Below are 25,813 nucleotides of genomic sequence, written 5' to 3'. Positions count from 1 at the left end.
ACGGCCCGCCCGGCACCCGACTCGTCCAGGGCCGGCCGAGACGGCCGACTCCCCGAGAGCGCCTGATCGAGCAGAGGTGCGCGGGATCGGACGGTCAGGTGCCGCAGAAGGTCCGGAAGGACTCGGCGAACGAACGTGGTGCCGGCAAGGCGTATTCGGCCCACTCGGCACGCATCTCGAAGGGATGCGTCACCACGTCGAGCAGTGTCGCGAACGGCGCGAGGTCACCGGCCGTCGCGGCCTTCAGAGCTGAATCGACGTGATGATTACGGGGGATGTACAGCGGGTTCACCCGGTCCATCGCCTCGGCCCGCTCTTTCGCCCCACGGTTGTCGCTCGTCGCGGCGGCGTGCCAGCGTTCGAGCCAGGGCGCTGTGCGCTCGCGCGGCACGAGCATGTCCAGGGATGCCGGATCTCCTCGCAGTTCGTCGGCGAGGGCACGGAAGGTCGCGGTCCAGTCGGCGCCGTGCTCTTCCAGCAGGGCCAGCAGATCGTCGACCGAGACCCGGTCGAGCGCGTCCTCGGAGAGGCCGAGCTTCGCCGCCATACCGACCCGGTAATGGTGCTCGTAGCGCACGTCGAAACTGTCGAGAACCGCGGTGACGGCGCCGATCGCCGCGTCCGGGGTGGAATCGACCAATGTGAGCAGGGTTTCGGCGAGACGTGCCAGATTCCACTTCAGGACGGCAGGCTGGTTGCCGAAGGCGTAGCGCCCACTGTGGTCGATGGAACTGAACACTGCGGCCGGATCGAAGGCGTCGACGAAGGCACACGGACCGTAGTCGATGGTCTCTCCCGAGATGGTGGTGTTGTCGGTGTTCATCACGCCGTGGACGAAACCGACGAGCATCCACTGCGCGACCAACGCCGCCTGGGCCTCGACCACGGCGGCGAAGAAGCCCAGGTAGCGGTTGTCCTCGCCGGTCTCCGGCCGGTCGAGCAGGTGCGGATAGTGCCGGGCGATCGCGTGGTCGGCAAGCGAGCGCACGATCTCGCCCCGTCGCACCGCGAACTCGAAGGTCCCCACCCGCAGGTGACTGGACGCGACCCGGGCCAGCACCGCTCCGTCCTCGACACCCTCGCGGTACACCGACCGGCCGGTCGCCACCACCGACAACGAACGGGTGGTCGGGATACCGAGCGCGTGCATGGCCTCGCTCACGAGATATTCGCGCAGCATCGGCCCGACAACCGCGAAACCGTCCCCGCCCCTGGAGAACGGCGTAGGGCCCGAACCCTTGAGATGCAGGTCGGCACGTCGGCCGTCCCCGTCGACGAGTTCGCCGAGCAGCAACGCGCGACCGTCGCCGAGCAGCGGGGCGTATCCGCCGAACTGGTGACCGGCATACGCCATCGCGACAGGCTTGGCGCCGACCGGCACCGCCGAGCCTGCCAATACGGCTACCCCGTCGGCGCTGCGCAAGGCCGCCACGTCCAGGCCCAGTGACACCGCGAGCTCCTCGTTGAGCGCGAGGAGTTCGGGCTCGGGCGCCTCGGTGCCCTGCCACGGCACCGACAAGCCACTCAACTCGTCGGCGAAGGAACTACCGAGACCGGATATCGTGGTGTTCGTGCCGACGGGGAAATCCGGAATCGCAGTCATCCCTCGAGGGTAACCGTGTGACTCCGCCGCCTGTCGCGGGCGAATGGAACGCCGGTGCACCCCGGTCACCGGCGGCGCATCATTTCGCCCCGGACCGGGTATCCGCCCCCGTGCATCCCGACCCGGACGGTCCTGGCCGCCCCTCCCGGCAGATCCGGATCCGCGACGTCGCCGAGCACCTCCGCGATGTCCTGCGAGTCGGGCCGCCGGACGGTCACGACCGCGTGATCACCGGGATCAGCGACGATTCCCGGACGGTGCAGCCGGGCGATCTGTACGTAGCGTTGCCCGGGCATCACGTCCACGGCCTGGACTTCGCGGCCGAAGCCGGCTCCCGCGGTGCGGTCGCGGGGCTCAGCGACCGGCCGTCGCATCTGCTGCCGACGTTCGTCGTCGATCGGCCTCGCGACGTGGTCGGTCCGCTGGCGTCGTGGATCCTGGGTCATCCCTCCCACGACCTGCAGGTCCACGGCATCACCGGCACCAACGGCAAGACGAGCGCGACCTATCTCCTCGACACCGCGCTCTCCGCGAACGGTGTCGTGACGGGCATGATCGGCGGTGTCGTCGTCCGCGGTCCCACCGGGGTTCGGGCCGCAACCCGCACGACCCCCGAAGCCGCGGTGGTGCACCGAACCCTCGCCGAGTTCCGCGACCAGGCTGTGCAGGCGGTGACGCTCGAGGTGTCTTCGCACGGCATCAGTCAGGGCCGCATCGACGGTGTGCGGTTCCGCACCGTCGCCTTCACCAATCTCGGACCCGACCACCTCGACTTCCACCACACGATGGAGCAGTACTTCGCCGCCAAGGCGGCACTGTTCACCGCGGATCGCGCGCAGGCCGCCGTGGTGAACATCGACGACGAGTACGGCCGACGCTTGGCGGCGTCGGCCGAGGTACCGGTGTGGACGCACTCGACCCGCGATGCCCGCGCCGACATATACGCGGACACGATCCGGTGCGACCTCCACGGCACCACCTTCACCGTGCACACGCCGTCCGGACGTGCGCCGGTGCGACTGTCTCTGCTCGGACCCCACCAGGTGGCCAATGCGCTGACGGCGCTCACCTCGGTGGCCGCCGCCGACGGAGACGTCCTGCACGCCGCGGCGGGTCTGGAAACCCTCGCGGGTGTGCCCGGACGACTCGAACGCGTCGACGCCGGTGAAGGCGTTCTCGCGTTGGTGGACTACATGCACAACACGTCCGGGCAACGCGAACTGTTGCCGTTCCTCCGGTCGCTCGCTCCCGAGCGGCGGCTGGTTCTCGTCATCAGTGCGACCGGAGAACGCGACCCCGGCAAGCGATTTCCGCTCGGCCACACCGCAGCGACCTATGCCGACGTCGTGGTCGTCACCGACGACAGTCCGCTCTCCGAGGACCCGCGTGTCCTCCGGGACGCAGTCGCCGAAGGTGCCTTCGCCGCACGCAGTGCCCGCGTCGTCGTCGAACCCGACCGTCATCGTGCCTTCGAGATCGCCGTCGCTCACACCGGGCCCGGGGATGTCGTCGTCGTGGCCGGGCGGGGATGCGAGCCACGACTGGTCTCCGGGGAGACGATTCAGTTGTTCGACGACCGGGACGAACTGCGGCAGGCACTGCACCGCGCGAGGCGAAGGCCCGTCTCGCGTGTCCACCGCCCCTGAGCGACCCGCCAGGCCGGCGTGTCGCGACGAGATGCGCACCGTGCAGGGCGGTTTTCCCAAGACGAACGGAGACGGACGTCCCGGGATCTACGATCGAAAGGGGCTCGGACGGAGGAAACAGATATGGCTTTTCCTGCACTCACCCACGTCGCCGTCACCGTGTCGGATCTGGCTGCGAGCACCGCGTGGTACGCGAATCTGTTCGGCGCCTCACCCGTGCTCGACGAGGACGACGAATCGGGCACCTTCCACCATGCGGTCTTCGCGCTCGACGGTGGCACGCTGTTCGGACTGCACACCCATTCCGGTTCGCACCCGCAAGGATCTTTCGACGAACGGAACACGGGGCTCGACCATATCGCGTTCGGTTGCACGGCCGGTGAGCTGGAGAAGTGGCGCGACCGGCTCGACAGTCTCGGAATCCCGCACGGGGACATCAAGAACGCGGCGTACGGCTCCGGACTGTCGTTCCGCGACCCCGACAACATCGCGCTCGAATTCTTCGCGCCACCGAGCTGATCGCCCCTGCACGTCGGCGCCGACCCACCGCGGCTACATACTCTTCGGCGTCATCTCCGCTGCGGACGTGTCGAGAAGATCACCGGCCTCGACCGACCTCCTATCCGGGCACAGGCGCGGTCACGACGGGCGTGACGCTGACGAAAACGCCCCGCGCCTGCACAGTGCGTTCACCGTTGCACTCGATCCAACCTTCGGCGATGGTCTTGCGGCCGACGGTGTCGACGATGCGCGAATACAGATCCAGCGGCTCTCCCAGCGGTGTAGGCCGTGGGTATCGCAGCTCGAGCGACGCCGTCACGGAACGCACTCCACGCGCCTGCATCAACGTGCCCAGCATGCAGTCGAGCAGATGCGCGGCAAACCCGCCGTGCATGATGTCCGGCGGTCCCTCGTGCAGCGCGTTCGGCACAAGCCTGGCTCGTGCGTCATCTTCACCGAAGTAGATCGCCAGAGGAATACCCATGGGGTTGTGGCTGAATTGCGTCCATGGCACCTGACCGCCGGTCTCTCGGGACCGTGCCGGCCCGTCCAACGCCGGACGCAACGGGCGACTCCGCGGCCGCGCGCCGAGAACATCGGCCACTTCCGTAATCGAGGCGCTCGCAGCCCGGATGGCATCGATATCTGCTGTGGTGGTCGCCGCCGCCAACATCAGCGTGCGCGTTGCAGCAACGAGAGCCGCCGTTGCCTCGGTCAACTCCGGGGGGATGTCGGTGATTCGGGTCATCGAAGTCCTGCCTTCTTGTGTACGGGTGGATCCGGTCGTCGAGTTGCTCGGCCTGTTTCCGCAGCAGCATGGACGTTTGCGGACTCACCTGCAGGGGTGACGTCCCCGAGCGCCACGCCGCGGGTTTCGGCGGTCAGCGCAATGGCGCCGACCGAAAGCCCGGCGGTCACGACGATGATCAGGCTCAGCGGCCAACTGCCCCCACCGAGCGTGGCGAGCAGGGCGCTGGCGACCAGAGGAGTGAAGCCGGCACCGATCAGGCTTGCGCCCTGATAGCCCAACGATGCTCCCGTATACCGCACCTCCGCACCGAACATCTCCGACAGCAGCGGCACCAGCGGAGCGAACATGACATTCTGGATGACCTGCCCGATGACCAGGCCGACAACCAGCAACACCACCGAGCCCGAGTCCACCAGCATGTACAACGGAAACGCGAACAACATTGCCGCGACGGCACCGGTGAGCACGATCGGTCGGCGACCGACACGATCGGACAACGCCGATGCCAGTGGAACGACGAGCAGCGAGACCGCCGACAGCAGCACCAGCACCTGCATGACGGTGGATCGTTCGTAACCGATCCCGGTCGTGTACGAAATGATGTGCGAGGTGATCAGCGCCGTCATCGCGAACGGCGCGATACCGATGCCGCAGGCGAGCAGTACGGGCCGCGGCGCCCGGAGTACCTGCGCCAGCGGTATGCGGTCGGCGGTGGTGGCCGCCTCCTTCTTGACCGCCTGCTCGAAGACCGGGCTCTCGGCGACCTGGGAACGAATGTAGAGACCGACCACCACCAGCAGTGCGCTGAGCAGGAACGGCACGCGCCAGCCCCACGTCTCCAGGTCTTCGTCGGGTAGCAGACTGACGATCGCCACCGCGACGGTTGCCATGAGAAAGCCGATGGGCGAGCCCAGGTTCATTACGCCGGCCCACTTGCCGCGGTTGTCGGCATCAGCGTGCTCGACGACCATCAAGGCGGCGCCACCCCATTCGCCGCCGATGGCGATCCCCTGCACGAGCCGCAGGACGACAAGCAGTACCGGGGCCGCCATGCCGATGCTCGCGTAGCCGGGCAGCAACCCGATGATGAAGCTCGCGCTACCCATCAGGGCCATCGTCACGAACAGGATGTGCTTGCGGCCCACGCGGTCACCGAAGTGACCGAAGATGAGCCCGCCCAGTGGCCTCGCCACGTACCCCACGGCCAGGGTGCCGAAGGCGGCAATCGTGGATACAGCCTGGTTCTCTCCGGGAAAGAACACGTCGCCGAACACCAGCGCGGCCATCGTGCTGTACAGCAGGAAGTCGTAGTACTCCAGCACAGTTCCGAACAGGGCCGACAGTGCGACCTTCCGGATGTGCTTGTCGTCGGTGTCGTCGGTCATGCCAGGCTCTGTTCGTACTCGCGGACAGTTTTCACGAGGCCGTGGATCGCGCGGGTGCAGTCCCCCCGGGGATAATCGAACACTCGCAGCGTCTCGGCGCTGGGCTCATAGGAGATGGTGTTCCCGCGCCCCTGCATGATCGCCGCATCCGGCAAGAGGGGGTGCGGTTCGTTGCGTTCGACGATGGTGCGCCCGCCCCCAGCGGCGTCGACGAGCCGCTGGAAGAACTCGCGGTACGGCAGATTCTCGTCACCCACCAGGTACGCAGCACCGGGCGCGGCGTTGCGCAATGCTCCAGCGATCGCGTGCGCCAGCGACTCGGCAGACATGTAGTTCGTGCCGCCCGGCGGGGCGAAGTCCGGGATCTGCGGCTCGTTGCCGGCCGCCCATGAGACGAAGCGACGATACCGCTCGGCGGACGGGCCGGGCACGGCTCCGATGATCGACGGCGGGTTCAGCGTGCACGCGACGAACGAATCGTCGGCGAGTGCCCGGGTCCGCTCGTCCGCTTCCTTACGCGCCGTGACGTAGGGATTGCCGTCGGCGAATCGCTCGTCGAGTTGATGGTAATAACTGCCTACCTGCACGAAACGGCGCACACCCGCCTCCTTGGCGAGAGCGGCGAAGCGAGGCACGCCGGCGCTCTGGGCGTCGCGCCAGAAATTCTGGTCGTCGGTCTCCCGCGGCTTGTGCCGCACGTCCTGGCCTGCGGCGAACACGATGCCGTCGAACACCGACAACTGCTCCGCGGTGAAGGTGGGGACGGTGTAGTCGCCGGTCAGGACCGGGAAGTCGGCCACCGGCGACGTGCTGGGTACCGAGCCGCGCGCTGCGACGGTGACTTCGTCGCCCATCTGCCGGAGCAGAGTCGCGGTTGTGGCGCCGATCATGCCGGTGCCACCGACAACAAGGATCTTCATTACTGGGCATCCTCCGGAAAGGTGGGTGAGGTCAGGGGTTGGGGGTGATCAGGGGTTGCGGGGGCGATTGGTCCACCCGGCTCCGCGCGGCACCCAGCCGCCGGCCGCGTGAGTGCCGCCGTCGACGTGAATGGTTCCACCGGTGACGAATCGCGCCAGGTCGCTGGCCAGGAACAGGACGGCTCCGGCGACGTCCTCGGGCTGCCCGGGGCCGCCGAGTGGGGACCAGTTGGGCCACAACGGCACGTCGTCGCGCGGGACGAGGGTGGTGTACGGGACCTGCGGCGTTTCGATGAGGTCGGGCGCGACGGCGTTGACCCGGACCCCGGACGGGCCGACCTCGGCGGCCAACGACCGGGTGAATTGTGTGAGCGCCGCCTTGTATGCCGAGTACACGGACATCCCGGGAATGGCCCGGTGTGATTCGACCGTGGTCAGGTTGATGATCGACCCGCCGCCGCGCTCTATCAGCCCCGGCAGCAATGTCTGCGTCAAGCGCAGGACGTGCGCGAAATTGATCTCGTGCAGCTCGTCCCACAGCGACGCGGCGTTGTCCGTGAACGGTTGCTGCGGGTGCAGGAAGTGTCCGACGTTGTTGACGACGACGGATGGGCGATGATCGACGACTTCGGCAGGGCACGGCGAGGTGCGCACGTCCCAGTCGAGGGTCGTGACGGCACCACCGGCGGCGAGATCGAACGCGGGCGGTGGCGCCGGTGCGTTGTCTACCACGAGGACGTGCGCGCCGTGTGAGGCGAACGCGGCGGTGATCGCGGCACCGATCCCCGCCGACCCACCGGTGACGAGGGCGCGTTGCCCGGCCAGTAGTGCTGTGGGTGTAAACCGCTGTGTTCCCGTCATGCCCCGATTACAGGCCCCCCCGACGGTACAGCCCTAACCGTTCTTCCGGTGAACGGAAGAATCGGCGCTGCGCGACACGCGGACTGTTATTACTCGAAGGGCAGCACAGATCGCTCAGCGATCTTCTCTACTCGGTGCGAAGGACACAGAATGAGCTCGAGCGAACCGGGGGGACACGACCCGGGCCGACCACCGACCGGAGTCCTGCGGCGGGCGGCACGGATCCTCGATGTCTTCGCGGCCGAGGCAGGCACGTCCCCGGCGGGGTTGACCCTGACCCAGGTCGCTCTGGTCACCGGTCTCCCGCAGGCATCGGTGCACCGGACGTTGGAGCAGCTGGTGGCCCTGGATTGGCTCCGACGCGAGGGCATGAGGTATCGGCTGGGCATGCGTATGGTCGAGCTGGGCTCGGCAGCTGTCAACGACGACGCTCTCCGCCTGGCGGCCCTACCCAGTCTGCGATGGCTTCACCAGCAGACCGGCTGCATCGTCCAGCTCGGGGTTCTCGACGGTGACGACGTCGTCTACCTGGAACGGATCGGCGGTGAGTCCGTCTCCGCGATCAAGACGCGGGCAGGCAGCAGAACGCCGGCACGACAATCCACGATCGGCACGGCTCTGCTTGCACTCGCATCGTCACCGTGCGTCGTCGACCTCGAAATCATGCGTGTGCGGGAATCCCGCATCGCCTACAAGCGCGACGGCTGTCTGGAAGGGTTCGCGTGTCTGGCGGCTCCTATCGGCCCCCAGGGATACGGCCGAGCCGCCGCCGTCTCGGTGTTCGGACCGGCGCGGCGGGTCGACAACGAGCAACAGGTCCGCATACCGTTGCAAAGCGCTGCCGCCGCCATCTGGCAACGGCTCAATGCGCCGGCAACGCCCCGTACTGTGGCTGAGAAGGCACGGGCCTGACCTTCATGTCGCGACCTGATGCTCGCTCCGGCCGCAGAGTCGGAGAAGTACGACATCCCGGTTGCCGGTCCGGACAGCCGGCCGCTTCGAACACCGCGGGGCGCCTCCCCCTGAGATGTGGACACCAATTCCTTTGGCGGCGAGCGATGTAGACTATCGCTGCTCGAAATCGATCGGACAAATCCTTCGCAGGATCGGCCAGAGCCGCGCGTACGTCGGCCGACGTGATACCCGGGAGCAACCGCAGCGACTTCTCATCGACTCGCTGGCGGGGATCCACCAGTGTCGGAAGCGATGCCTGCAGCGTGCGGTTGGTGGCCGTGCCTGCCCAGGTCCACCAGCGGCCCGGTGTCGGAACCGCTTGCACGGGTCAACTCGAGAAGTTCGTCGATCGGTCCCTCATGGCAGAGCACCACACGATCGGTCTGACGCGTCAACGCCGCGTACAGCAATTCCCGAGACACTCGGTGCGCCCCCGCCGGCAGCATCACCACAACCAGACCGAATTCCGAGCCTTGCGCCTTGTGAACCGTTAGTGCCCATGCGATTTCAACGGGCGCGTCGGTCTTGGAGGATCCCACAGAGGTGGTGAAGCGGCGGCCGAGCCGGCTGGAGTATCCGACTCGCCCGTTCCAGGGCGGGTTCTTCATGGCCTTGGTCTTGATCTGTCCGATGACGACGCCGATCTCGCCGTTGGTGAGATATCCCTTCGACTCCCCTTCATCCTTGGACCGGAACCACGCGCGTGACCTGTTTCGGGTATTGACGACCGTGTCGCCCAGCATGATTCGCTCGGGGCGAGCGGTTCAGGCACGCTTCGACTCTTACCCCACATTTGTGCCTTGCGGAGTTCGAAACCGCGGTGCGTTTCCTTCAAGTGCCGATTCAACCGGACGGATCCGTACGTGCAATTGCGGAATGGCAAAAGTACCTGCCACTTCTCGATATGGGAGGCGGCATCGAAGTAGTTCACGTACGGGTCGACTGCCGCTCCGTACGATGCCGCGAACGAACGGCCGTCATCGCCCGTGCGCACACCGAGTTCGTCGCCAGGACATCATCGATCACCTGCTCCGGGGACCGTACCTCCCACGCGACCGCACGTAGAGATGGCATCTTGTCGCCGCGGCGGATTCGTTTCCGGACGTCGTCGAAACCCTCCGGAATTTCGTCACCGGCAAACCACTTGGCCAGCATCAGATCGTCGCGAACGTGCCCTTGCTGGCGGCGCCGCGCAGCACAGTCAACTCCGCCCATCCAGGCGCGACCGCCGGCCAGCGTCCGTCGTGTCCGCCGCGCGTTCGAGATCGACGAATGGTCTTCTTTCGCCGATCGGAGGAAGCTGACGCGGATCGCCCACCAGGATAAGACGGTCCGGCGGCACGAGAGCATCCATCAGCGCCGCAAGCATCGTCTCCGTGAGCATCGACGCCTCATCCACCACGACCAGGCCGTACTTTGCGCGGTTACCGGGATCACCCGTCACCCGGTACCGTCCGGTGTTCCCGTCATATCGATCGCTGCGGGCGAGGAGCTGAGCCACGGTGACAGCATCGTGGTCGGCCTTCTTCGCCAGTTGCACGCGGGCTTTGCCGGTGGGTGCAACAAGCAGCACGCCTCGGCCTGTAACCGTCGGATGATGGATCAGGGCTTTGACGATCGTCGTTTCGCCTGTACCAGCCCATTCCGATTACCCAAAGCAACGAGATCGATGTCCTCGCTGAGACGACCGCTCGGGAGGTGGGTGCGCGCGAGCGCGGTGCCCCCGATGAAATGCACGCGGTCCGCGAAGCGATTCGCGATTGCCGCGAGGAGATGTGAGATGAGGTGGTCACGCTCCACCTGTTCCGGCGAGACACCGAACTGTGTGGAGACCCAGTCTCGTTCGTCGAGGTTCACGATTGCGCTCCGGCCCAGATGTCGGCACGTCGCAATGCCGCAACGGGACGCTGTGACTTCGCCATGTCGGCGAGCCGGTCTGGATCGCTGCGGCGGTAGAGGACAGCGATCGCCGCAGGGATCTCGGCCTCTGAGTTACCGAGCAATGGTCGGCGGGCGAGATCGAGCACTGTCTGTTCGGCTGTCGTGACGAGGACACGCCCGAGCGATGTCTCCACGCGTTCGGCATCGAGAGCGTCGGGATCGCGTTGCACGAACCGGACACTGGCAGGCCGGCCGTTCAGCTCGATCGGTCTGTGCGCACGAGGGACGGCGACGACGGCATTCGCCGGCGCACGGGAAGTCGCACCGAGTAACCGCGCTGCGCTGATACCTATCAGCACCACTCGATCTGCTCGGTAGATCGTCGAGGCGATCCCCGCGGCAACGGCTTCCAGACCGGGCCGCCACGGACGCCCCACCTGGTCTTGCGGGACGACGATGTAGTAGCCATGGACCACCCGATGCAAGACGCCCTGATCGACGAGCCGCGACAGCTCGGGACGCGGGTGCGCATACACGCGGGCAGCATCCTGGGGACGGAACATGGACAGGGTGGAGCGCGCCAGCTAGACCGGCAGCGGTGTCCCACGCAACCTGCCCACATCAGTCCTTTCAGTGTGCATTTCGTAGGCTAGAACCCTTACGGAATGCACACTGCCTATGCAACCAGTAGGGAGTGGATGCACTGTACGCGAGCTGCCACGCGCACGCGTGCGGGTGCCGCTCAGGTGCGCGATGTGCCGATCTCCACCACCTGCGCCCATTCCGGTGGTCGGCTGAGGACGAAGTCGGGGTCCGATTCGTTTCGGGGAGCGATCCGGGGGAACAACCCGACCACCGTTCGGCACCGCGGACGGCTACTGGGCCAGGGGGTTTGCCCATCGGTGAGCACGACCACCACGTCGGGACGGAATCGACTGCGCAGCGCCCTCTCGAATCCGGCGCGCAGATCCGTACCGCCACCCCCGAACAGTGGAATGTCCTCGGCCTGACACAGCGGGTGCACCACCCGGGCCGCTGCGTCGCAGGACAGCACCGTGACCAGGTCGCGGCGTCCACCCACGGCCCGTGCGATGGCGGCGACCTCGAGGAGTGCACTGCCCAGGTCGGCGTCGCTGACCGAACCCGACGTGTCCACGATGATGCTGACCCGAGGCGGGTTGCGTCGCAGACTCGGCAGTATCGCGCCGGGCACGGCGGCGGAGCGACGTGCCGGCCGGAGATAGGTGTAGTTGTCGCCGGCCCCCGACGAGGATGTGGCCGAGCGGATTGCCGCGCCCAGCAGGGCTCGCCACGGTTGTGGCGGGTGCACAGCTTCCTCTGCCCACCGCCGCCACCCGTGGGGCGCGCTGCCCGGCTGTCCGATGATGCTGTGCGCCACCCGGAATCGGACTGCGTCTCGCTGCTCGTCGCTGAGCCCGTTCGCCCCCTCCGGGCCCAGTTCCCACTCACGGCGCAGTCCGTCGGCACCGCTGCCGCAGTCGAGCCACGCCACGGCGTCGGTCCACGGACCGAGGCCGAACTCGCCCAGGTACTCCTCCATGAGCCGGCCGCCGGGCACTCGCAGGGTCGACGGCAGTACGGCATCGTGAGGTGTCGGTAACCCGTCGCCGAACGCGTCGTCGTTGATCTCCGCATCGGCAGCGAGATTCATCCGTAGCCGATCAGCGCGGGAAGTCAGTCCGTGTGCGTGGGCGTAACGGTCGCTGCGGCCGTGGTGATCGCGCAGCAGATGCGACACCTCGTGGACCAGGAGCGAGGCCAGTTCCTCCACTGGTCGCTGAACGACTAAAGCAGGCGAGACGTAACAGCGCCAGTGCCCGTCCACGCCCATGGTCGGCACTCGAGGCGAGCTGACGATGTGCAGCGCGTACAGGGCGGTCGCGAGGTAGGGCCGGGCGCGAGCGGCGTACAACCGCGCGGCATAGATCTTGTCAGCGTCGAACGCTGGTGCCGCCGTCATCGTTCGGCCTGTACTGCGGCGCGGTCACGGGCGTGGTCCGCTGCTTTGGACACCGATACGATCCCGGCGAGCCGGTCGATGGCCGCAGGCAGCTCCCAATCGTCTTGCCGCAGAGTAGCCAGTGTGGTCGCAGGAACGACCACGAGGTCGGGTGGCCCGGTTTCCACTGCGGTGACCAGGATTGTCCACGCCGCGTCCCAGCGAGACTTGTCGGGCCGTCGGCGGACGGCTGCGACGACCGCGTCGAGCACGGCCTGGCGCAGATCCCCTCGATCGGGGAGATCGGCGGATGCCGGATCGGCTAGCAGCGTCTCCGGGTCCGGGAGATCCATGCGCTCGACAGCGGCCAGCAGCTCGAATCCGGGCCCGTCGCCGACACTTCCCCGGACCAGCAGGGACAGTACGTCCTTCGACGATGAGGTGGCGGTCGCGAACGCGATCAACCGCACGGTCATGTCCCAGCTCCGTGGCGAGGGCCACGCGGCACCACGGCGGGTCTGACTGCTGGGCATCTGGTGCACGAGAGCCGGGCGGGCGGCGAGGAACTCACAGACTGCACGGCGGCCGAACGTCACCGCGTCGACGAACTTCCCCGGGTCGAGGCGAGGCAGCGTCGCACGTGGCCAGGTCCCGCCGAGCCCCCGGACGACGACCTCGTGGTCGTAGGTCCAATGGAGGTGCACGAATCGGTTCGCCAACGGCGGGCTCAGCTCCCAGCCGTCCGCTGCCGAGGACGGTGGGTTGGCGGCGGCCACGATGCGGACACCGGGTGGCAGTTGCAGTGCCCCGATTCGTCTTTCGAGAACGAGACGCAGCAAAGCTGCTTGCACGGCAGGCGGTGCCGTCGACAGTTCGTCCAGGAAGAGCAGTCCCCGGCCGGCCTCGACGAGCCGGACGGCCCATTCGGGAGGGGCCATCGGGACCCCGCGTGTCGCCGGGTCGTCTCCGAGCACGGGCAGGCCCGAGAAATCCGACGGCTCGTGAATGCTCGCGATGACGCTGGTCAGCGGGAGGTCCACGGCCTCGGCGAGCTGGGTCAGGGCGGCGGTCTTGCCGATGCCCGGTTCGCCCCACAGCAGTACCGGTAGGTCCGCGGCCACCGCCAGAGTGAGGGCCTCGAGTCGGTCGTCGGAACGAGGTTCGGTGGTGACCGAGTAGAGCATCGCCGACAGTGCTGCAGCACTGCCGAGTTCATCGTGCTGCGGCCGGTCGGGAAGAAGTGCGGAAGACATGTGCATCACCTGGGTATCGAGTCGAGCGGCAGGACGTGGCCGGCCGGCCACGCTGCGGCGCAGCGGATTTCGGGAAGAAGGGGAAAGAGTCAGAGTGAACGGGTACGGCGCGACCGCCCTGTGCGCCGAGGTTGCCTTACGGGTGGCGGCTCCACCGGTGTGGAACGGAACCGGTCGTACGTGCTGCGGCGGTCCGCGGCTGCGCGGAGTTCGTCCAGCAGAGGACCGTCGCGGAGAACGGCATCGGGACCGAGCCACCCTTCGACGAGCGCCAACGCCCCGGCGGCGTCTCCGTGGTCCAGACGTTCGCGGACGCCCGGCAGACAGTCCGGACGGCGAAGCGTCTGGTCGATGACCTGCAGGCACGGCAGCGGTGTGCCGCCCAGTTGGGCGAGCAGTTCCTCGCGCCGAATCTCGGCGGGATCATGGTCGAGTGCGGTCAGGGCACCGTCGACCAGTCCGATCCGGTGCTGTTCACCACGGCAGTCGACACGGTTGATCCGATTCTCCGGCCTCGATTCCGAGGTTGAGGTCGGCGGCCTCCAACCCGGATCCAGAGCGGCGGCGACCAGCGGATGCAGCCGATCGGCGGTGATCGCTCCCGACCGGATCAGCTCCAGATCGGGCAATACCCAGGTCGCGGCATCGGGCAGCACCGGCAACGCGGCGAGTCGTCCGCGCGGGTAGTCGTCCACGAGGCGTACCGCGGCGGGATCGACTCCACCCGACTCCATCACCACGTCGTACCGGCCCCCACACCGCACCCGCACGGGACCGTCGCCCTGCCCGTCCGCGCGGAGCAGAATGCGAGATTCTGCCGCCCAGCGGTCGACGGCGCACCCCTTCGGTATCGCCTCCCCCAGACCAGGATCGAGCGCGGAGTTCGGCAATTTCCCTGTCCCGCAGCGTACTCGTAGCTCGTTGGACCTGCGGGCGTCCCACAGATGCCGATGAAGGTCCAATCGGAAACGCCCGTTGGGACGGGGATGCGGATGGTTCGCGGCATCCGGGCCGTCCCACAGTGTCAGGACGACCCTCTGCCCCGCGTCCGCCCAGGCCGGCGTGGTCCGGGCCACCAACTGCACCGAACCGATTCCACCACACGGCTTTCGGTGCCCATCAGGGCCGTATCGGGCCAGTGCGATGGTCAGCCCCGGGCGCAGCAGTCCGTCGGGCGCCACGCGCGGTAGGTGCCAGCGCAGCAGGTCCGGGGCCAGGTGACGCAGATCGTCCAAAACCTGTGATGCGACGTCGAAGCCGTGCGTGTGGCGCAGTACGCGTAGGTCGATGTCGACATCGAATCCCGCTGCAGCGCAGGCGCCACGCCAGTCGCCGGCGAGACGTAGGTCGGTTGCGGCTTCGATCATGGACGGCGGTACGGCGAACTCACGCACGCGCAGCCAGAAGGACAGTCGGGAGTCGAACCCGTTCACGGTCGGAGTGTGCATCAGCACTCACCGTGTGTGAACTGGGCCCCCAATCTTTGATCAGAGAAGGTTGCCATCGGCGCAATCGTAGCGTGTCGCGGCAATCGCGGCCAGGGCGCGTGTCTACTCGGACCAGGACGACGTCCGCCACTCGGCGGCACGGGCGTCCGATGGACGTGGTCGAACGTGGTCATCGGTGCCGACAAACGCCCCCGCACCTGCCGAACCCGACGGGGACGACATTCGCGTGTGGGTGCTCCGAGATAAGCCGAGTGGCTGAAACGTACGGGGCGGCTGTGTGCGACACCGACGTCGGAATCGCACACAACCTCCCCATCGAGCGGACCCGAGACGGTGTGCGCTCGCGCTTCACCCGTGCGTGTCAGCGCAGGTTCACACCGAGCAGCGCGTCGACCGCGTCGGCGAACAGACCCGGCGCCGATGCGTCGTCTCCCCCGCGTTCGACGGCGAACGTCGCCCACCCGTCCAGGGCGTCGAGGGCCTTGGGGGTGTCGAGATCGTCGGCGAGGTGCTGCCGCAGACGCGCGATCACATCGTCGGCCGACGCTGCCGACGACAACCCCGCTGCCTGCCGCCACAAGACCAGTCGCGCCTGCGCGGTCTCGAGAACCTCGGCCGTCCACGGCCGGTCGACGCGGTAGTGGCCCGACAGCAGGCCAAGGCGGATCGCGGCCGGGTCGACACCTTCCCCGCGCAGCTTGGAGACGAACACCAGGTTGCCGCGAGACTTGGACATCTTCTCGCCGTCGAGGCCGATCATGCCGGTGTGCACATAGTGCCGGGCGAACCGCCGGTCGCCGGTGACGGCTTCGGCATGCGCGGCGGAGTACTCGTGGTGCGGGAAGATCAGGTCGCTGCCGCCGCCCTGCACGTCGAAACCGGAGCCGATGCGGTTGAGAGCGATGGCCGCGCATTCGATGTGCCAACCGGGACGTCCGTCGCCGAAGGGCGACGGCCACGCCGGTTCGCCGGGACGCTGCGCGCGCCACAGCAGGGCGTCGAGCGGGTCGCGCTTGCCGGGACGTTCCGGGTCGCCGCCGCGCTCGGCGAAGAACCGCATCATCGTGTCGTGGTCGTAGCCGGACTCGTAGCCGAACTGCTCGGTGGCATCGGTCCGGAAATAGACGTCGGGGTACTCGGCGTCGTCGACGATGTACGCCGCACCGGAGGCGACGAGCTTCTCGACGAGCTCCACGACCTCGTTCACCGACTCCACGGCACCGATGTAATCGCGCGGAGGCAGCACCCGCAGGGCTTCCATGTCCTCGCGGAACAGCGCGGTCTCGCGCATGCCGAGGACGACCCAGTCCTCACCGTCGCGCTCGGCGCGTTCGAACAGCGGGTCGTCGACATCGGTGACGTTCTGCACGTAGTGGACGTCGTGGCCGGCGTCGCGCCAGATGCGGTTGACCAGATCGAAGGTCAGGTAGGTGGCGGCGTGGCCGAGGTGCGTGGCGTCGTAGGGGGTGATACCACACACGTACATCGTCGCGGTGTCACCCGGGGTGACCGGACGCACCGCTCGGTCCGCGGTGTCGAACAACCGCAGCGGAGGCCCCTGGCCGGGGACGGACGGGATCGCGACGTCGGACCAAGATTGCATGACCACGAGCCTAATGGAGTCGGAGAAGTGCTCCGCGCGGGCACCCGGGGCGGGACGGGCGAAGCGCGGATGCCTCAGAACGCCGGCCAGGGAATGCGCCGGTCGCCGCGCGGATGCGGCATCACAGGATGCTCGAGCAGCCGGGTGATCCGGCGCTGCAATGCGCGGACCTCGACGCCGGTGATGTGCTCGCGCAGCTCCTCGGCGAACCCGCCGTCGAACCGGCGCAGCAACTTGTCGAGATCGGCGAGCAGGACCGGATCGACCGTCTCGCCGCTCCACCCCCACAGCACGGTGCGCAGCTTGTCGTCCTGGTGCAGGCAGATGCCGTGATCGACGCCGTAGACGTGTCCGTCGAGACCTTCGAGGACGTGCCCACCTTTGCGGTCGGCGTTGTTGAGGACGACGTCGAGCACCGCCATGCGCTGCAGGCGCGGATCGTCGGCGTGGACGAGCACCACCTCGGCGCCGTCCAGATCACGGGCACGCAGGATCGGCAGCCACCCCTGTGCGACCGCGCCCGCCGGGCACAGATCCACCAAGTCCAGTCGTTCCGTGGCGCCTTGCACCGAGTCGACCGTGTCGATCCAGCGCTGCACCATGCCGGGTCCGTACGACCCGTCGCGCAGCACCGTGAGCGGAACGACGTCCCAGCCGAGCGCCTCGGAGATCAGGTACGAGGCGACCTCGCGTCCGGCGAGGGTGCCGTCGGGGAAGTCCCACAGTGGCCGCTCGCCCCGGACGGGCTTGTAGACGCACCGCACGACGGTGTCGCCGTGCCGCGCGTCGCACACGAGGGTGGCGTTGCTCGCGTGCACGATCTGTCCGACGACGGTGAGGTCGCCGTCGGTCAGCACGGTCCGGGTGTCCGGCGTCGTCACGTGGTCAGCTTTCTTCCTCGCCGAACCACGAGGCCGGATCGAATCCGGGGGTGCGCAGATAGCCGTTGGTGCGGATGCAGATGTGCCCGTCGGCGCCGATCGGCTCGCCACACAGCGGGCACGGAGTGCGACCGGCCGAGACGACGAGTTCGGAGCGGGCCGCGAACTCGCGGGCCTGGACCGGGGTGAGGAACACCCGCACGGCGTCGGGGCCTTCCTCGGTGTCGTCGAGCACCACCGATTCGTCGAGTTCGGTGTCGGTGACCGCGAGCAGTTCGACCACCACCGAGCCGGCATCGGCGTCCCAGCCCAGACCCATCGTGCCGACGCGGAACTCCGCCTCGATCGGTGTCACCAGCGGGCTGACGTCGACCTCGGGGTAGTCGGGGATCACGGTGCCGAACCGGCGCTGCACCTCTTCGAGGAGCAGGCCCATCCGGTCGGCCAGGATCTGCACCTGCTGCTTTTCCAGCAGCACGCTCACGACACGGGACTCGTGCACGGCCTGCAGGTAGAACACCCGGTCGCCCGGTTCACCGACGGTGCCGGCGATGAACCGATCGGGGGTTCGAAACACGTGTATCGCGCGGGCCATCACACCTCCTCGAGTCCCCACACTCTGCCATGACGGTCACTGCCATTATCCGCGCGCCGTCTCCTGCCGGTGCCCTCGAGGCGGGTCGCCGGGTTCCTCCACCGCACCGGGGACCTCCCCGCCGGGCACGGACTTCGGTTCGGACGGGCCGGCGAGCCCGGACAGGTCCGAACCGGTGTCGTTCACGCGCAGCACGAACGGCCGGGTGTCGGTGTAGCGGACGATGCTGATCGACGCCGGTTCGGCGACGATTCGCTGGAACGCATCGAGGTGGGTCGCGAGCGCGTCGGCGAGGATCGACTTGATCACGTCGCCGTGACTGCAGGCGATCCACACGACGTCCTTGCCGTGCGTCTCGCGCAGACGCCGGTCGTGTTCGCGGATCGCGGCGACCGCACGGGACTGCACCTGCGCAAGCCCTTCGCCGCCGGGGAAGACCACCGCGGACGCGTGCTGCTGCACGACCGCCCACAACGGTTCCTTCACCAGTTCTTTCAGCTCGCGTCCGGTCCACTGCCCGTAGTCGACCTCGGCGAGCCGCTCGTCGACGACCGGTTCGAGTCCGCGATCGGTCGCGAGCGGCTGCACCGTCTGCCGACAGCGCAGCAAGGGCGATCGCACGATCTCGGTGATCTCGAGCCCGGCGAAGCGGGTGACGAGATTCTTCGCCTGCACGTGGCCGACCTCGTCGAGTTCGACACCGGGCGATCGACCTGCCAACACGTGCGAGGTGTTCGCGGTCGAACGTCCGTGCCGCAGCAGGATGACCGTCATGCGCCCAGCCTAGAGGTACGGCCTGCCGGCAGTCTGTCAGGTGGCGGAGACCACGCCCGTGGCGAGCAGCGCCAGCACGACCGCACCGAGGATCACCCGGTAGCCGACGAACCAGTACATCGAGTGGTTGACGACGAAGCGCAGCAGCCACGCGATCGCCGCGTAGCCGACCGCGAAGGCGATCACGGTCGCGACGAGCAACTGCGCCCCCGAGGCATTGAGCCCCTCCCCGGCCGGTTCGAAGGCGTCCGGCAGGCTGAACAGACCGGAGGCGACGACGGCGGGGATGGCGAGCAGGAACGAGTATCGGGCGGCAGCCTCGCGGGTGAGCCCGAGGAACAGACCGGCGGAGATGGTGCCGCCGGAGCGGGACACGCCGGGGATCAGGGCCAGCGCCTGCGCCGAACCCATGATCAGCCCGTCCTTGAGGGTGAGCTGACTCACGTCGCGCCGCTGTTTGCCGAAGTACTCGGCAGCTGCGATGACGATCGAAAACACGATGAGCATGGTGGCGACGAGCCACAGATTGCGGGCGACGGTGCGGATGTCGTCCTTGAACAGCACGCCGAGGATGCCGATCGGGATGGTGCCGAGGATGACGTACCAGCCCATCTTGTAATCGTGGTCGGAGCGGTGCTCCTTGTGGAACAGGCCGCGGAACCAGGCCCGCAGGATCCGCCAGATGTCCCCGGCGAAGAACACCAGAACGGCGGCCTCGGTGCCCAACTGGGTGACCGCCGTGAAGGACGCGCCCGCATCCTCACCGAAGAAGATCTCCGAGACGATCCGCAGGTGGCCGGACGAGGAGATCGGCAGGAACTCCGTGAGCCCCTGCACGATGCCGAGCACGATCGTCTGCAGCCAGGTCATCGATTCGCCGATCATGCGGCGACTCCCGGCACGGAGGCTGCGGCGGGGGCGGGTCGACGGTCTCGGATCCAGGGAGCAATTCTCACTCGGCGAAGGGTACGTGGTGACCGATCGGTCGGCGCGCCGGACGCTGTACGGCGGGTCGCGCGCATTAGGGTGCAATACCGGGGTCGTGGCCGAGCGCGGCGACGTCCCGTCGTGTCGGGAGGAAACGCGGACGGTTATGGAATACAGGACAGTCGGTGCGAGCGGCCTGCGGGTTTCACGGCTCGGCCTGGGCACCTTGACGTGGGGTCGCGGAACGGACGGCGACGAGGCCGCGGCGCAGCTGTCGGCCTTCGTCGATGTGGGAGGCACGCTCGTCGACACCTCCCCCGCCTACGGAGACGGGGTCGCGCAGCGGATCCTCGCCGAACTGCTCGACGACGTGGTGCCCCGCGACCAGCTGGTGCTCTCGGGCAGCTCCGGCATCGACACCACCACCCTCGGCTCCGGCCGGGTGGACTGCTCCCGTTCGGGGCTGCTCAACCAGCTCGACGCGACGCTGCGCGAACTCGGCACCGACCACCTCGACGTGTGGCAGGTCGCGACGTGGGATCCGCACACCCCCGTCGACGAGGTGATGGACGCCCTCGAGTTCGCGGTGACCAGCGGGCGCGTGCGCTACGTCGGGGTGCGCGGTTATCTCGGCTGGCAGCTCGCGACCGCGGCGGCCGCGGCGCGGCGCCCGGCTCCGCTGATCAGCACGCAGGTCGAGTACTCCCTGCTCGCCCGCGGTGTCGAGGAGGAGCTGATCCCGGCGGCCGCACATCACGGAGTGGGTGTCTTCGCAGCGGTCCCGCTCGCCGGTGGTGTGCTCACCGGTAAGTACCGGTCGGGTGTGCCGGCGGATTCGCGGGGCGCCGACGATGTGCACACCGAGGAAGTGCGCCGTTATCTCACCGAATCCGCGGTGCGGGTGGTCGACGCGGTGGCCACGGCCGCCGACGGCCTCGGCACGTCGCCACTGGCGGTGGCCCTGGCCTGGGTGCGCGATCGACCGCATGTGGCGTCGACGCTCGTGGGCGCACGGGATCTCGCGCAACTGACCGGAGTGCTGGTCGCGGAGGAGTTGGCCTTGCCACCGGCGATCGCCGCGGCGCTCGACGACGTGAGCGCGTGATCCCGGCAACACCGATCACACCTCGCTCCTTTCCCGAAGGTGGGCACGACGAACACGCCGTGGTGGTCGTGCTGCCCCCGCCGTCCGAGCCGCGACCTGCCTGCCTCGGCGCAGAGCTGAGCAGCAGGTCACATCCGGCCCGGCGGGCGGCGTCCTGATTTCTTTCCCGCGACCGGCATCAGGAACACTGAGGGTCGGTGCGCCGGTCGCCGGGAGGCGTCCGGCAGGTGCGGATCGAATCCGAGGACGAGGAGCAGCAACGATGGGCAGAGCGGGCATCCGGGCGGTCACGATGGTGGGTGCGATCGCGCTGGTCGCGCTGGCGGGTTGCTCGTCGGAGAGCACCCCGGACGTACTGCAGACCATCGAACCCGCCACGCCGGCGGCCGCGCCCGAGGTCGGCCCATCCCCCGCCGGCGATGTCCGCCCCCTCGACCTGCAGGTCGACGCCCTGATCGTCGAACCGTCCACCGGTACCTTCGCCGCGCTCGTCGACGACGGAGCACGGGTGGCGCTGTTCGACGACGCCGAGTCCGAACCGCGTCTGGTGGACCTGCCGTCGTCCGCGGCGACCGTCGTGGCCGGACCCGACGGCAGTGTGCTCGCTCCCGCATCCGGTGCCGTGCTGCGTATCGACGCTGCCGCGGGCACGCTCACCGAGGTTCCGGTCGACGGCACCGCATCGTCGGCGGCCGTGCTGTCCGACGGTCGCTGGGCCGTCGGGACCGACGACGGCCGCGTGCTGGTCGTCGACCCCGGCTCCGGTGAGGTAAGCACCACGGTCGGTGGCCTCGCCTCCGTCGACGCCCTCGCCGTCACCGGGGACGCTGTCGCGGCGCTCGACCGCCGGCAGACCTCGCTCACCGAACTCGACCTGGCCGACGCCCATCTCGGTCCCGCGCTGCGCTCCGGTGAGGGAGCGACGCAGCTGACCACCGACCCGTTCGGGCGCGTGATGGTCACCGACACCACCGGGGACGAGCTGCTCGTCTACACCCTCGACGCGATCGTCCTGCGGCAGCGCTATCCCGTCGGTCCCGCCCCGTACGCTGTGACCTACGACGAAACACGGGATCTGGTCTGGGTGACTCTGACCGGCAGCAACGAGGTCGTGGGCTACGATCTTTCGACCGGGATCCCGCGAGAACGCCACCGCTTCGCAACGGTGCGGCAACCGAACTCGATCGCCGTCGATCCGGTCGACGCGGCTCTGGTGATCGCATCGGCGACCGGTGACGGTCTGCAACGGATCCCGATCGAAGGACAGTGATGGCGAACGAGCGACTCGGCCGGTTCACCCGGTTACCTGTCGGCTGGGACACCAGCAACGACGAATACGAGTACGTGCCGCTGAAACTTCCCCGGGACGTCTCCCGGGTGAGTGCGTCGATGCGGCTGGCGATCTCCGCGGAATTCCACGGCTGGGAACTCACCCGGGTGCGCCTGTACCCGGACGGAAGCCGCCGCGTGCTGCTCCGGCGCCGCAAGACGCTCCATCACGTCCCCGAACCCACCGTCCGCTGATCATCACCCCGGGCCTCGCCCGGGCCTGCAGGGAGTTGTCCGTGTACCGCTTGCTTCTTCGGCTCATGTTCCTGTTGTCGCCGGAACGAGCCCACCATCTCGCCTTCCTGGCGATGCGCTGGGCGACCAGGTTCGAGCCGGTGCGGACCGTGGTGTCGAAGATCCTCGTCGTCGACGACCCGGTGCTGCGCAATTCGGTGTTCGGCGTCGAGTTCCCCAACCCGGTGGGCCTGGCCGCGGGCTTCGACAAGGACGCCACCGGTGTGGACGTCTGGGGTCCGCTCGGCTTCGGGTTCGCCGAGGTCGGCACCGTGACCGCGCAGGCGCAGCCGGGTAATCCGCAGCCGCGCCTGTTCCGCCTGCCCGAGGATCGGGCGATCGTGAACCGGATGGGGTTCAACAACCACGGGGCCGGTGAGGCCGCCAACCGGCTGCGGCAGCGCCGCCGCACCGTGCCGATCGGCGCGAACATCGGCAAGACCAAAGTGGTGCCCGCCGAGCAGGCGGCGCAGGACTACACCGACAGCGCACGGCTCCTCGGTCCTCTCGCGGACTTCGTGGTCGTCAACGTCTCGTCGCCGAACACCCCGGGTCTGCGCGATCTGCAGGCCGTCGAGTCGCTGCGCCCGATCCTCGCCGCGGTCCTCGACACCGTGACGGTGCCGGTGCTCGTCAAGATCGCCCCGGATCTGTCGGACGAGGATGTCGATGCGGTGGCCGACCTGGCGCTCGAACTCGGCCTGGCCGGCATCGTCGCCACCAACACCACCATCCGCCGCGACGGATTGAACACCCCACAGAGCCGGATCGAGGAGATCGGCGCGGGTGGTCTGTCGGGTGCGCCGGTGGCCGAGCGATCGCTCGAGGTGCTGCGCCGGCTGCGCTCACGGGTCGGCGACCGGTTCACGCTGATCTCGGTCGGCGGCATCGAGACGCCCGAGCAGGCCTTCGAGCGCATCCTGGCAGGTGCGTCCCTGGTCCAGGGCTACACCGGGTTCATCTACGGCGGCCCGTTCTGGGCGCGCCGCATCAACAAGGGCATCGCCCGCAAACTGCGCGCGCACGGTTACCGGTCCATCGCCGACGCGGTGGGCGCCGCAGCACGAGTCTGATCGGCACACGGATCGGGGGCCCGGGACGCCAGTGGTCCCGAGCCCGCGATCCGTTGTGTCAGCGCACCTCGTAGGTGCCGGTCAACAGACCGCGGGCGATGGCGTGCCCGAAGACGTTGAAGCCGAGGAAGGCCGGGCTCGAGTCGGGCGTGACGCCGTCGAGCATCTCGACGTCGAGTGCGTGCACCGCGACGATGTAGCGGTGGTGGCCGTGACCGGCCGGTGGAGCGGCGCCGATGAAGCCGTGGGCTCCGCCGTCGTGGCGCAGCGTCACGGCCTGCTCCGGAAGAGCGTCCGAGTCGGCGCTACCGGCACCCGTCGGCAACTCCGTGACGGAAGCCGGGATGTTCGCGACGGCCCAGTGCCAGAAACCGGAGCCCGTCGGGGCATCCGGGTCGAACACCGTGACGACGAAGCTCTTCGTCTCGGCGGGGAAACCCGACCAGGACAGCTGTGGGGAGACGTCGCCGCCCCCGGGGATTCCGAACGCACCGCTGGCCTGCGGGAGTTTCCATTCCTCGCCCTCGGCGAAGTCCGCGCTGGTCACCTCGAAGGTGGGCAACTCGGGCAGGAACGTGTACGGATCGTAATCGAAAGCCATTCCGGTCCTTTCGTGACGGTGTCGAGTGTTCTAGGCGTGCAGGAGGAAGTGTTCCATGACACGGGTGCCGAAGCGCAGCGCGTCGACGGGGACACGCTCGTCGACGCCGTGGAACAGGGCCGCGAAGTCCAGGTCGGGCGGCAACTGCAGCGGCGCGAACCCGAAGCAACGGATCCCGAGCCTGGCGAACGCTTTGGCGTCGGTGCCGGCCGAGAGCATGTACGGCACGGTCCGGCCGATCGGATCGTGCGCGAGGATCGCGGCGTTCATCGCGTCCACGAGCTCGCCGTCGAAGGTGGTCTCGTACGGCTCGAGTCCGGTGATCCACTCGCGGGTGACGTTCGGGCCGATCAGCTCGTCGACGGTGCGTTCGAACTCGGCGAGCCGGCCCGGCAGGATGCGGCAGTCGACGACGGCGTGCGCGGTGCGCGGGATGACGTTGGCCTTGTAGCCGGCGTCGAGCATGGTGGGGTTCGCGGTGTCGCGCAGGGTCGCGCCCACGATGCGGGCGATCGAGCCGAGCTTGGCGAGTGCCCCCTCGAGATCGGGTGAGGCCGGATCGAAGTCCAGCCCGGTCTCCTCACTCACGACGGAGAGGAACTCGGCTACGGAATCGTTCACCACGAGCGGGAAGGTGTGGGAACCGAGCCGGGCCACGGCGCGGGAGAGCACGGTGACGGCATTGTCCTCGTGCAGGAACGAGCCGTGCCCGGCGACACCGGTCGCGGTCAGGCGCATCCAGCGCATGCCCTTCTCCGCGGTCTCGACCATGTACAGGCGCCGTTCGGTGCCGTCGGGACGTGGCACGGTCAGGGAGAACCCACCGACCTCCCCCACAGCCTCGGTGACGCCCTCGAACAGGTCGGGCCGGTGCTCCACCAGCCATTGCGAACCGAACTTGCCCCCGGCCTCCTCGTCGGCGACGAACGCGAACACCAGATCACGCGGGGGCACGATGTTCTCGACCTTGAAGTAGCGGGCGACGGCGATCATCATGCCGACCATGTCCTTCATGTCGACCGCTCCGCGTCCCCACACGTAGCCGTTCTCGACGGCACCGGAGAACGGGTGCACGCTCCAGTCCGCGGCCTCGGCAGGCACCACATCGAGATGGCCGTGGAGCATCAGCGCTCCGCGACTCGGGTCTTGGCCCGCCAGCCGGGCGAAGACATTGCCGCGGCCCGGCGCGCCGGATTCGACGTAGGTCGTCTCGTAGCCGACCTCCTCGAGCACGGAGGCCACCCATTCGGCGCACTCGCGTTCGCCCCGGGTCGTGGTGGGTTCACCGGTGTTAGAGGTGTCGAACCGGATGAGGCGGGAGACGAGGTCGACGACCTCCTCCTCTGCTCTGGACGGTTGGTGGGCGCTCGTGTCAATGGCCATGGCCGTATGTCTACCACCGCCCGTCCACCCCCACGACAGTTCGGATCAGTGCAGGTGGAGGCGGCGATTTGGGACCGTCGGCGCGGTGGGTTACTCTTTCACAGCGCCCACGACGAGCGGGCGCGAGCATCAGGTCCGAGTGGCG

General features: G+C 68.2%; 26 protein-coding genes. 7 read left to right on the top strand and 19 right to left on the bottom strand.

Going from position 1 to position 25,813, the window contains the following annotated elements:
- Positions 1-94 precede the first annotated feature (94 nt).
- Positions 95-1,603 (bottom strand): protein adenylyltransferase SelO, encoded by a 1,509-nt coding sequence (locus EQ874_RS11075; RefSeq protein WP_129976767.1) that lies wholly within the window; start codon positions 1,601-1,603, stop codon positions 95-97.
- Between the two features lie 17 nt (positions 1,604-1,620).
- Here EQ874_RS11075 and EQ874_RS11070 point away from each other — a divergent pair, with 17 nt between their 5' ends.
- Both EQ874_RS11070 and EQ874_RS11065 read left to right on the top strand, forming a co-directional pair.
- Positions 1,621-3,249, top strand: coding sequence for a UDP-N-acetylmuramoyl-L-alanyl-D-glutamate--2,6-diaminopimelate ligase (locus EQ874_RS11070; RefSeq protein ID WP_242496711.1), 1,629 nt, complete (start codon positions 1,621-1,623; stop codon positions 3,247-3,249).
- A gap of 123 nt (positions 3,250-3,372) precedes the next feature.
- Complete coding sequence (locus tag EQ874_RS11065) at positions 3,373-3,768, top strand: VOC family protein (RefSeq protein WP_129976766.1); 396 nt, start codon at positions 3,373-3,375, stop codon at positions 3,766-3,768.
- Between the two features lie 100 nt (positions 3,769-3,868).
- On the opposite strand, the gene EQ874_RS11060 is transcribed toward EQ874_RS11065, so the two are convergent.
- Genes EQ874_RS11060 through EQ874_RS11045 form a run of 4 tightly spaced genes read right to left on the bottom strand, consistent with a single transcriptional unit; the run spans position 3,869 to position 7,667 of the window.
- Positions 3,869-4,498 (bottom strand): PaaI family thioesterase, encoded by a 630-nt coding sequence (locus EQ874_RS11060; protein WP_129976765.1) that lies wholly within the window; start codon positions 4,496-4,498, stop codon positions 3,869-3,871.
- On the bottom strand, positions 4,495-5,886 hold the full coding sequence (locus EQ874_RS11055) for an MFS transporter (RefSeq protein ID WP_129976764.1): 1,392 nt from the start codon (positions 5,884-5,886) through the stop codon (positions 4,495-4,497). Before EQ874_RS11055 ends, EQ874_RS11060 begins: the two co-directional genes overlap by 4 nt.
- Positions 5,883-6,806 carry an NAD(P)-dependent oxidoreductase gene (locus EQ874_RS11050; RefSeq protein WP_129976763.1) on the bottom strand — a complete coding sequence of 308 codons (924 nt, stop codon included), beginning with the start codon at positions 6,804-6,806 and terminating at the stop codon, positions 5,883-5,885. The genes EQ874_RS11055 and EQ874_RS11050 overlap by 4 nt, the downstream gene beginning before the upstream one ends.
- 48 nt (positions 6,807-6,854) lie before the next feature.
- A complete protein-coding gene (locus EQ874_RS11045; RefSeq protein WP_129976762.1) occupies positions 6,855-7,667 on the bottom strand; it encodes an SDR family oxidoreductase in 813 nt (270 codons plus the stop codon).
- A gap of 150 nt (positions 7,668-7,817) precedes the next feature.
- On the opposite strand from EQ874_RS11045, the gene EQ874_RS11040 reads away from it, so the two are divergent.
- Positions 7,818-8,579, top strand: a complete 762-nt coding sequence (locus EQ874_RS11040; RefSeq protein ID WP_129976761.1) for a helix-turn-helix domain-containing protein — start codon at positions 7,818-7,820, stop codon at positions 8,577-8,579.
- A gap of 254 nt (positions 8,580-8,833) precedes the next feature.
- Here EQ874_RS11040 and EQ874_RS11030 read toward each other — a convergent pair whose 3' ends face one another.
- The 12 genes from EQ874_RS11030 to EQ874_RS10975 all read right to left on the bottom strand — a co-directional run bounded on the left by EQ874_RS11030 (position 8,834) and on the right by EQ874_RS10975 (position 19,898).
- Positions 8,834-9,364, bottom strand: coding sequence for an ATP-binding domain-containing protein (locus EQ874_RS11030; RefSeq protein ID WP_129976759.1), 531 nt, complete (start codon positions 9,362-9,364; stop codon positions 8,834-8,836).
- Between the two features lie 458 nt (positions 9,365-9,822).
- Entirely contained in the window at positions 9,823-10,224 is a 402-nt protein-coding gene (locus EQ874_RS11025) for an AAA family ATPase (protein WP_242496745.1), read from the bottom strand.
- A complete protein-coding gene (locus EQ874_RS11020; protein ID WP_129976757.1) occupies positions 10,224-10,478 on the bottom strand; it encodes a nucleotidyl transferase AbiEii/AbiGii toxin family protein in 255 nt (84 codons plus the stop codon). The genes EQ874_RS11025 and EQ874_RS11020 overlap by 1 nt, the downstream gene beginning before the upstream one ends.
- Positions 10,475-11,086, bottom strand: a complete 612-nt coding sequence (locus tag EQ874_RS11015; RefSeq protein WP_347400874.1) for a DUF6088 family protein — start codon at positions 11,084-11,086, stop codon at positions 10,475-10,477. The genes EQ874_RS11020 and EQ874_RS11015 overlap by 4 nt, the downstream gene beginning before the upstream one ends.
- Positions 11,087-11,244: 158 nt before the next feature.
- A complete protein-coding gene (locus EQ874_RS11010; protein WP_129976755.1) occupies positions 11,245-12,483 on the bottom strand; it encodes a VWA-like domain-containing protein in 1,239 nt (412 codons plus the stop codon).
- Positions 12,480-13,646: an AAA family ATPase gene (locus EQ874_RS11005; RefSeq protein WP_347400873.1), complete on the bottom strand. Its 1,167-nt coding sequence runs from the start codon at positions 13,644-13,646 to the stop codon at positions 12,480-12,482. The genes EQ874_RS11010 and EQ874_RS11005 overlap by 4 nt, the downstream gene beginning before the upstream one ends.
- 158 nt (positions 13,647-13,804) lie before the next feature.
- Positions 13,805-15,169 carry a hypothetical protein gene (locus EQ874_RS11000; protein WP_129976753.1) on the bottom strand — a complete coding sequence of 455 codons (1,365 nt, stop codon included), beginning with the start codon at positions 15,167-15,169 and terminating at the stop codon, positions 13,805-13,807.
- Positions 15,170-15,524: 355 nt separating this feature from the next.
- Positions 15,525-16,766, bottom strand: a complete 1,242-nt coding sequence (gene mshC, locus EQ874_RS10995; protein WP_129976752.1) for a cysteine--1-D-myo-inosityl 2-amino-2-deoxy-alpha-D-glucopyranoside ligase — start codon at positions 16,764-16,766, stop codon at positions 15,525-15,527.
- 74 nt (positions 16,767-16,840) lie between these two features.
- On the bottom strand, positions 16,841-17,647 hold the full coding sequence (locus tag EQ874_RS10990) for an SCO1664 family protein (protein WP_129976751.1): 807 nt from the start codon (positions 17,645-17,647) through the stop codon (positions 16,841-16,843).
- A gap of 4 nt (positions 17,648-17,651) precedes the next feature.
- Complete coding sequence (locus EQ874_RS10985) at positions 17,652-18,242, bottom strand: DUF3090 domain-containing protein (protein WP_064064851.1); 591 nt, start codon at positions 18,240-18,242, stop codon at positions 17,652-17,654.
- A 45-nt stretch (positions 18,243-18,287) separates the two neighbouring features.
- Entirely contained in the window at positions 18,288-19,016 is a 729-nt protein-coding gene (locus EQ874_RS10980) for a histidine phosphatase family protein (RefSeq protein WP_129976750.1), read from the bottom strand.
- Between the two features lie 36 nt (positions 19,017-19,052).
- Positions 19,053-19,898 carry an undecaprenyl-diphosphate phosphatase gene (locus tag EQ874_RS10975; RefSeq protein ID WP_207213533.1) on the bottom strand — a complete coding sequence of 282 codons (846 nt, stop codon included), beginning with the start codon at positions 19,896-19,898 and terminating at the stop codon, positions 19,053-19,055.
- A gap of 211 nt (positions 19,899-20,109) precedes the next feature.
- On the opposite strand from EQ874_RS10975, the gene EQ874_RS10970 reads away from it, so the two are divergent.
- From EQ874_RS10970 to EQ874_RS10955, 4 genes are all read left to right on the top strand, one after another.
- Entirely contained in the window at positions 20,110-21,048 is a 939-nt protein-coding gene (locus tag EQ874_RS10970; protein ID WP_059383563.1) for an aldo/keto reductase, read from the top strand.
- Between the two features lie 262 nt (positions 21,049-21,310).
- The gene (locus EQ874_RS10965) at positions 21,311-22,318 is read left to right on the top strand and encodes a hypothetical protein (protein WP_129976748.1); all 1,008 of its coding nucleotides are present in this window, start codon (positions 21,311-21,313) and stop codon (positions 22,316-22,318) included.
- Positions 22,318-22,572 carry a DUF5703 family protein gene (locus EQ874_RS10960; RefSeq protein WP_064064855.1) on the top strand — a complete coding sequence of 85 codons (255 nt, stop codon included), beginning with the start codon at positions 22,318-22,320 and terminating at the stop codon, positions 22,570-22,572. Before EQ874_RS10965 ends, EQ874_RS10960 begins: the two co-directional genes overlap by 1 nt.
- Positions 22,573-22,613: 41 nt before the next feature.
- On the top strand, positions 22,614-23,684 hold the full coding sequence (locus EQ874_RS10955) for a quinone-dependent dihydroorotate dehydrogenase (RefSeq protein WP_064064856.1): 1,071 nt from the start codon (positions 22,614-22,616) through the stop codon (positions 23,682-23,684).
- Positions 23,685-23,742: 58 nt separating this feature from the next.
- Here EQ874_RS10955 and EQ874_RS10950 read toward each other — a convergent pair whose 3' ends face one another.
- Positions 23,743-24,285 (bottom strand): YbhB/YbcL family Raf kinase inhibitor-like protein, encoded by a 543-nt coding sequence (locus EQ874_RS10950; protein ID WP_129976747.1) that lies wholly within the window; start codon positions 24,283-24,285, stop codon positions 23,743-23,745.
- A 30-nt stretch (positions 24,286-24,315) separates the two neighbouring features.
- Entirely contained in the window at positions 24,316-25,668 is a 1,353-nt protein-coding gene (locus EQ874_RS10945) for a M20/M25/M40 family metallo-hydrolase (protein ID WP_129976746.1), read from the bottom strand.
- Positions 25,669-25,813: the final 145 nt, after the last annotated feature.

The organism is Rhodococcus sp. Q1 (assembly GCF_004153645.1).
Taxonomy (GTDB): Bacteria; Actinomycetota; Actinomycetes; order Mycobacteriales; family Mycobacteriaceae; genus Rhodococcus; species Rhodococcus gordoniae.
The sequence above is the reverse complement of the archived record's forward strand: the minus strand, read 5'-3'. Positions and strand labels throughout refer to the sequence as shown.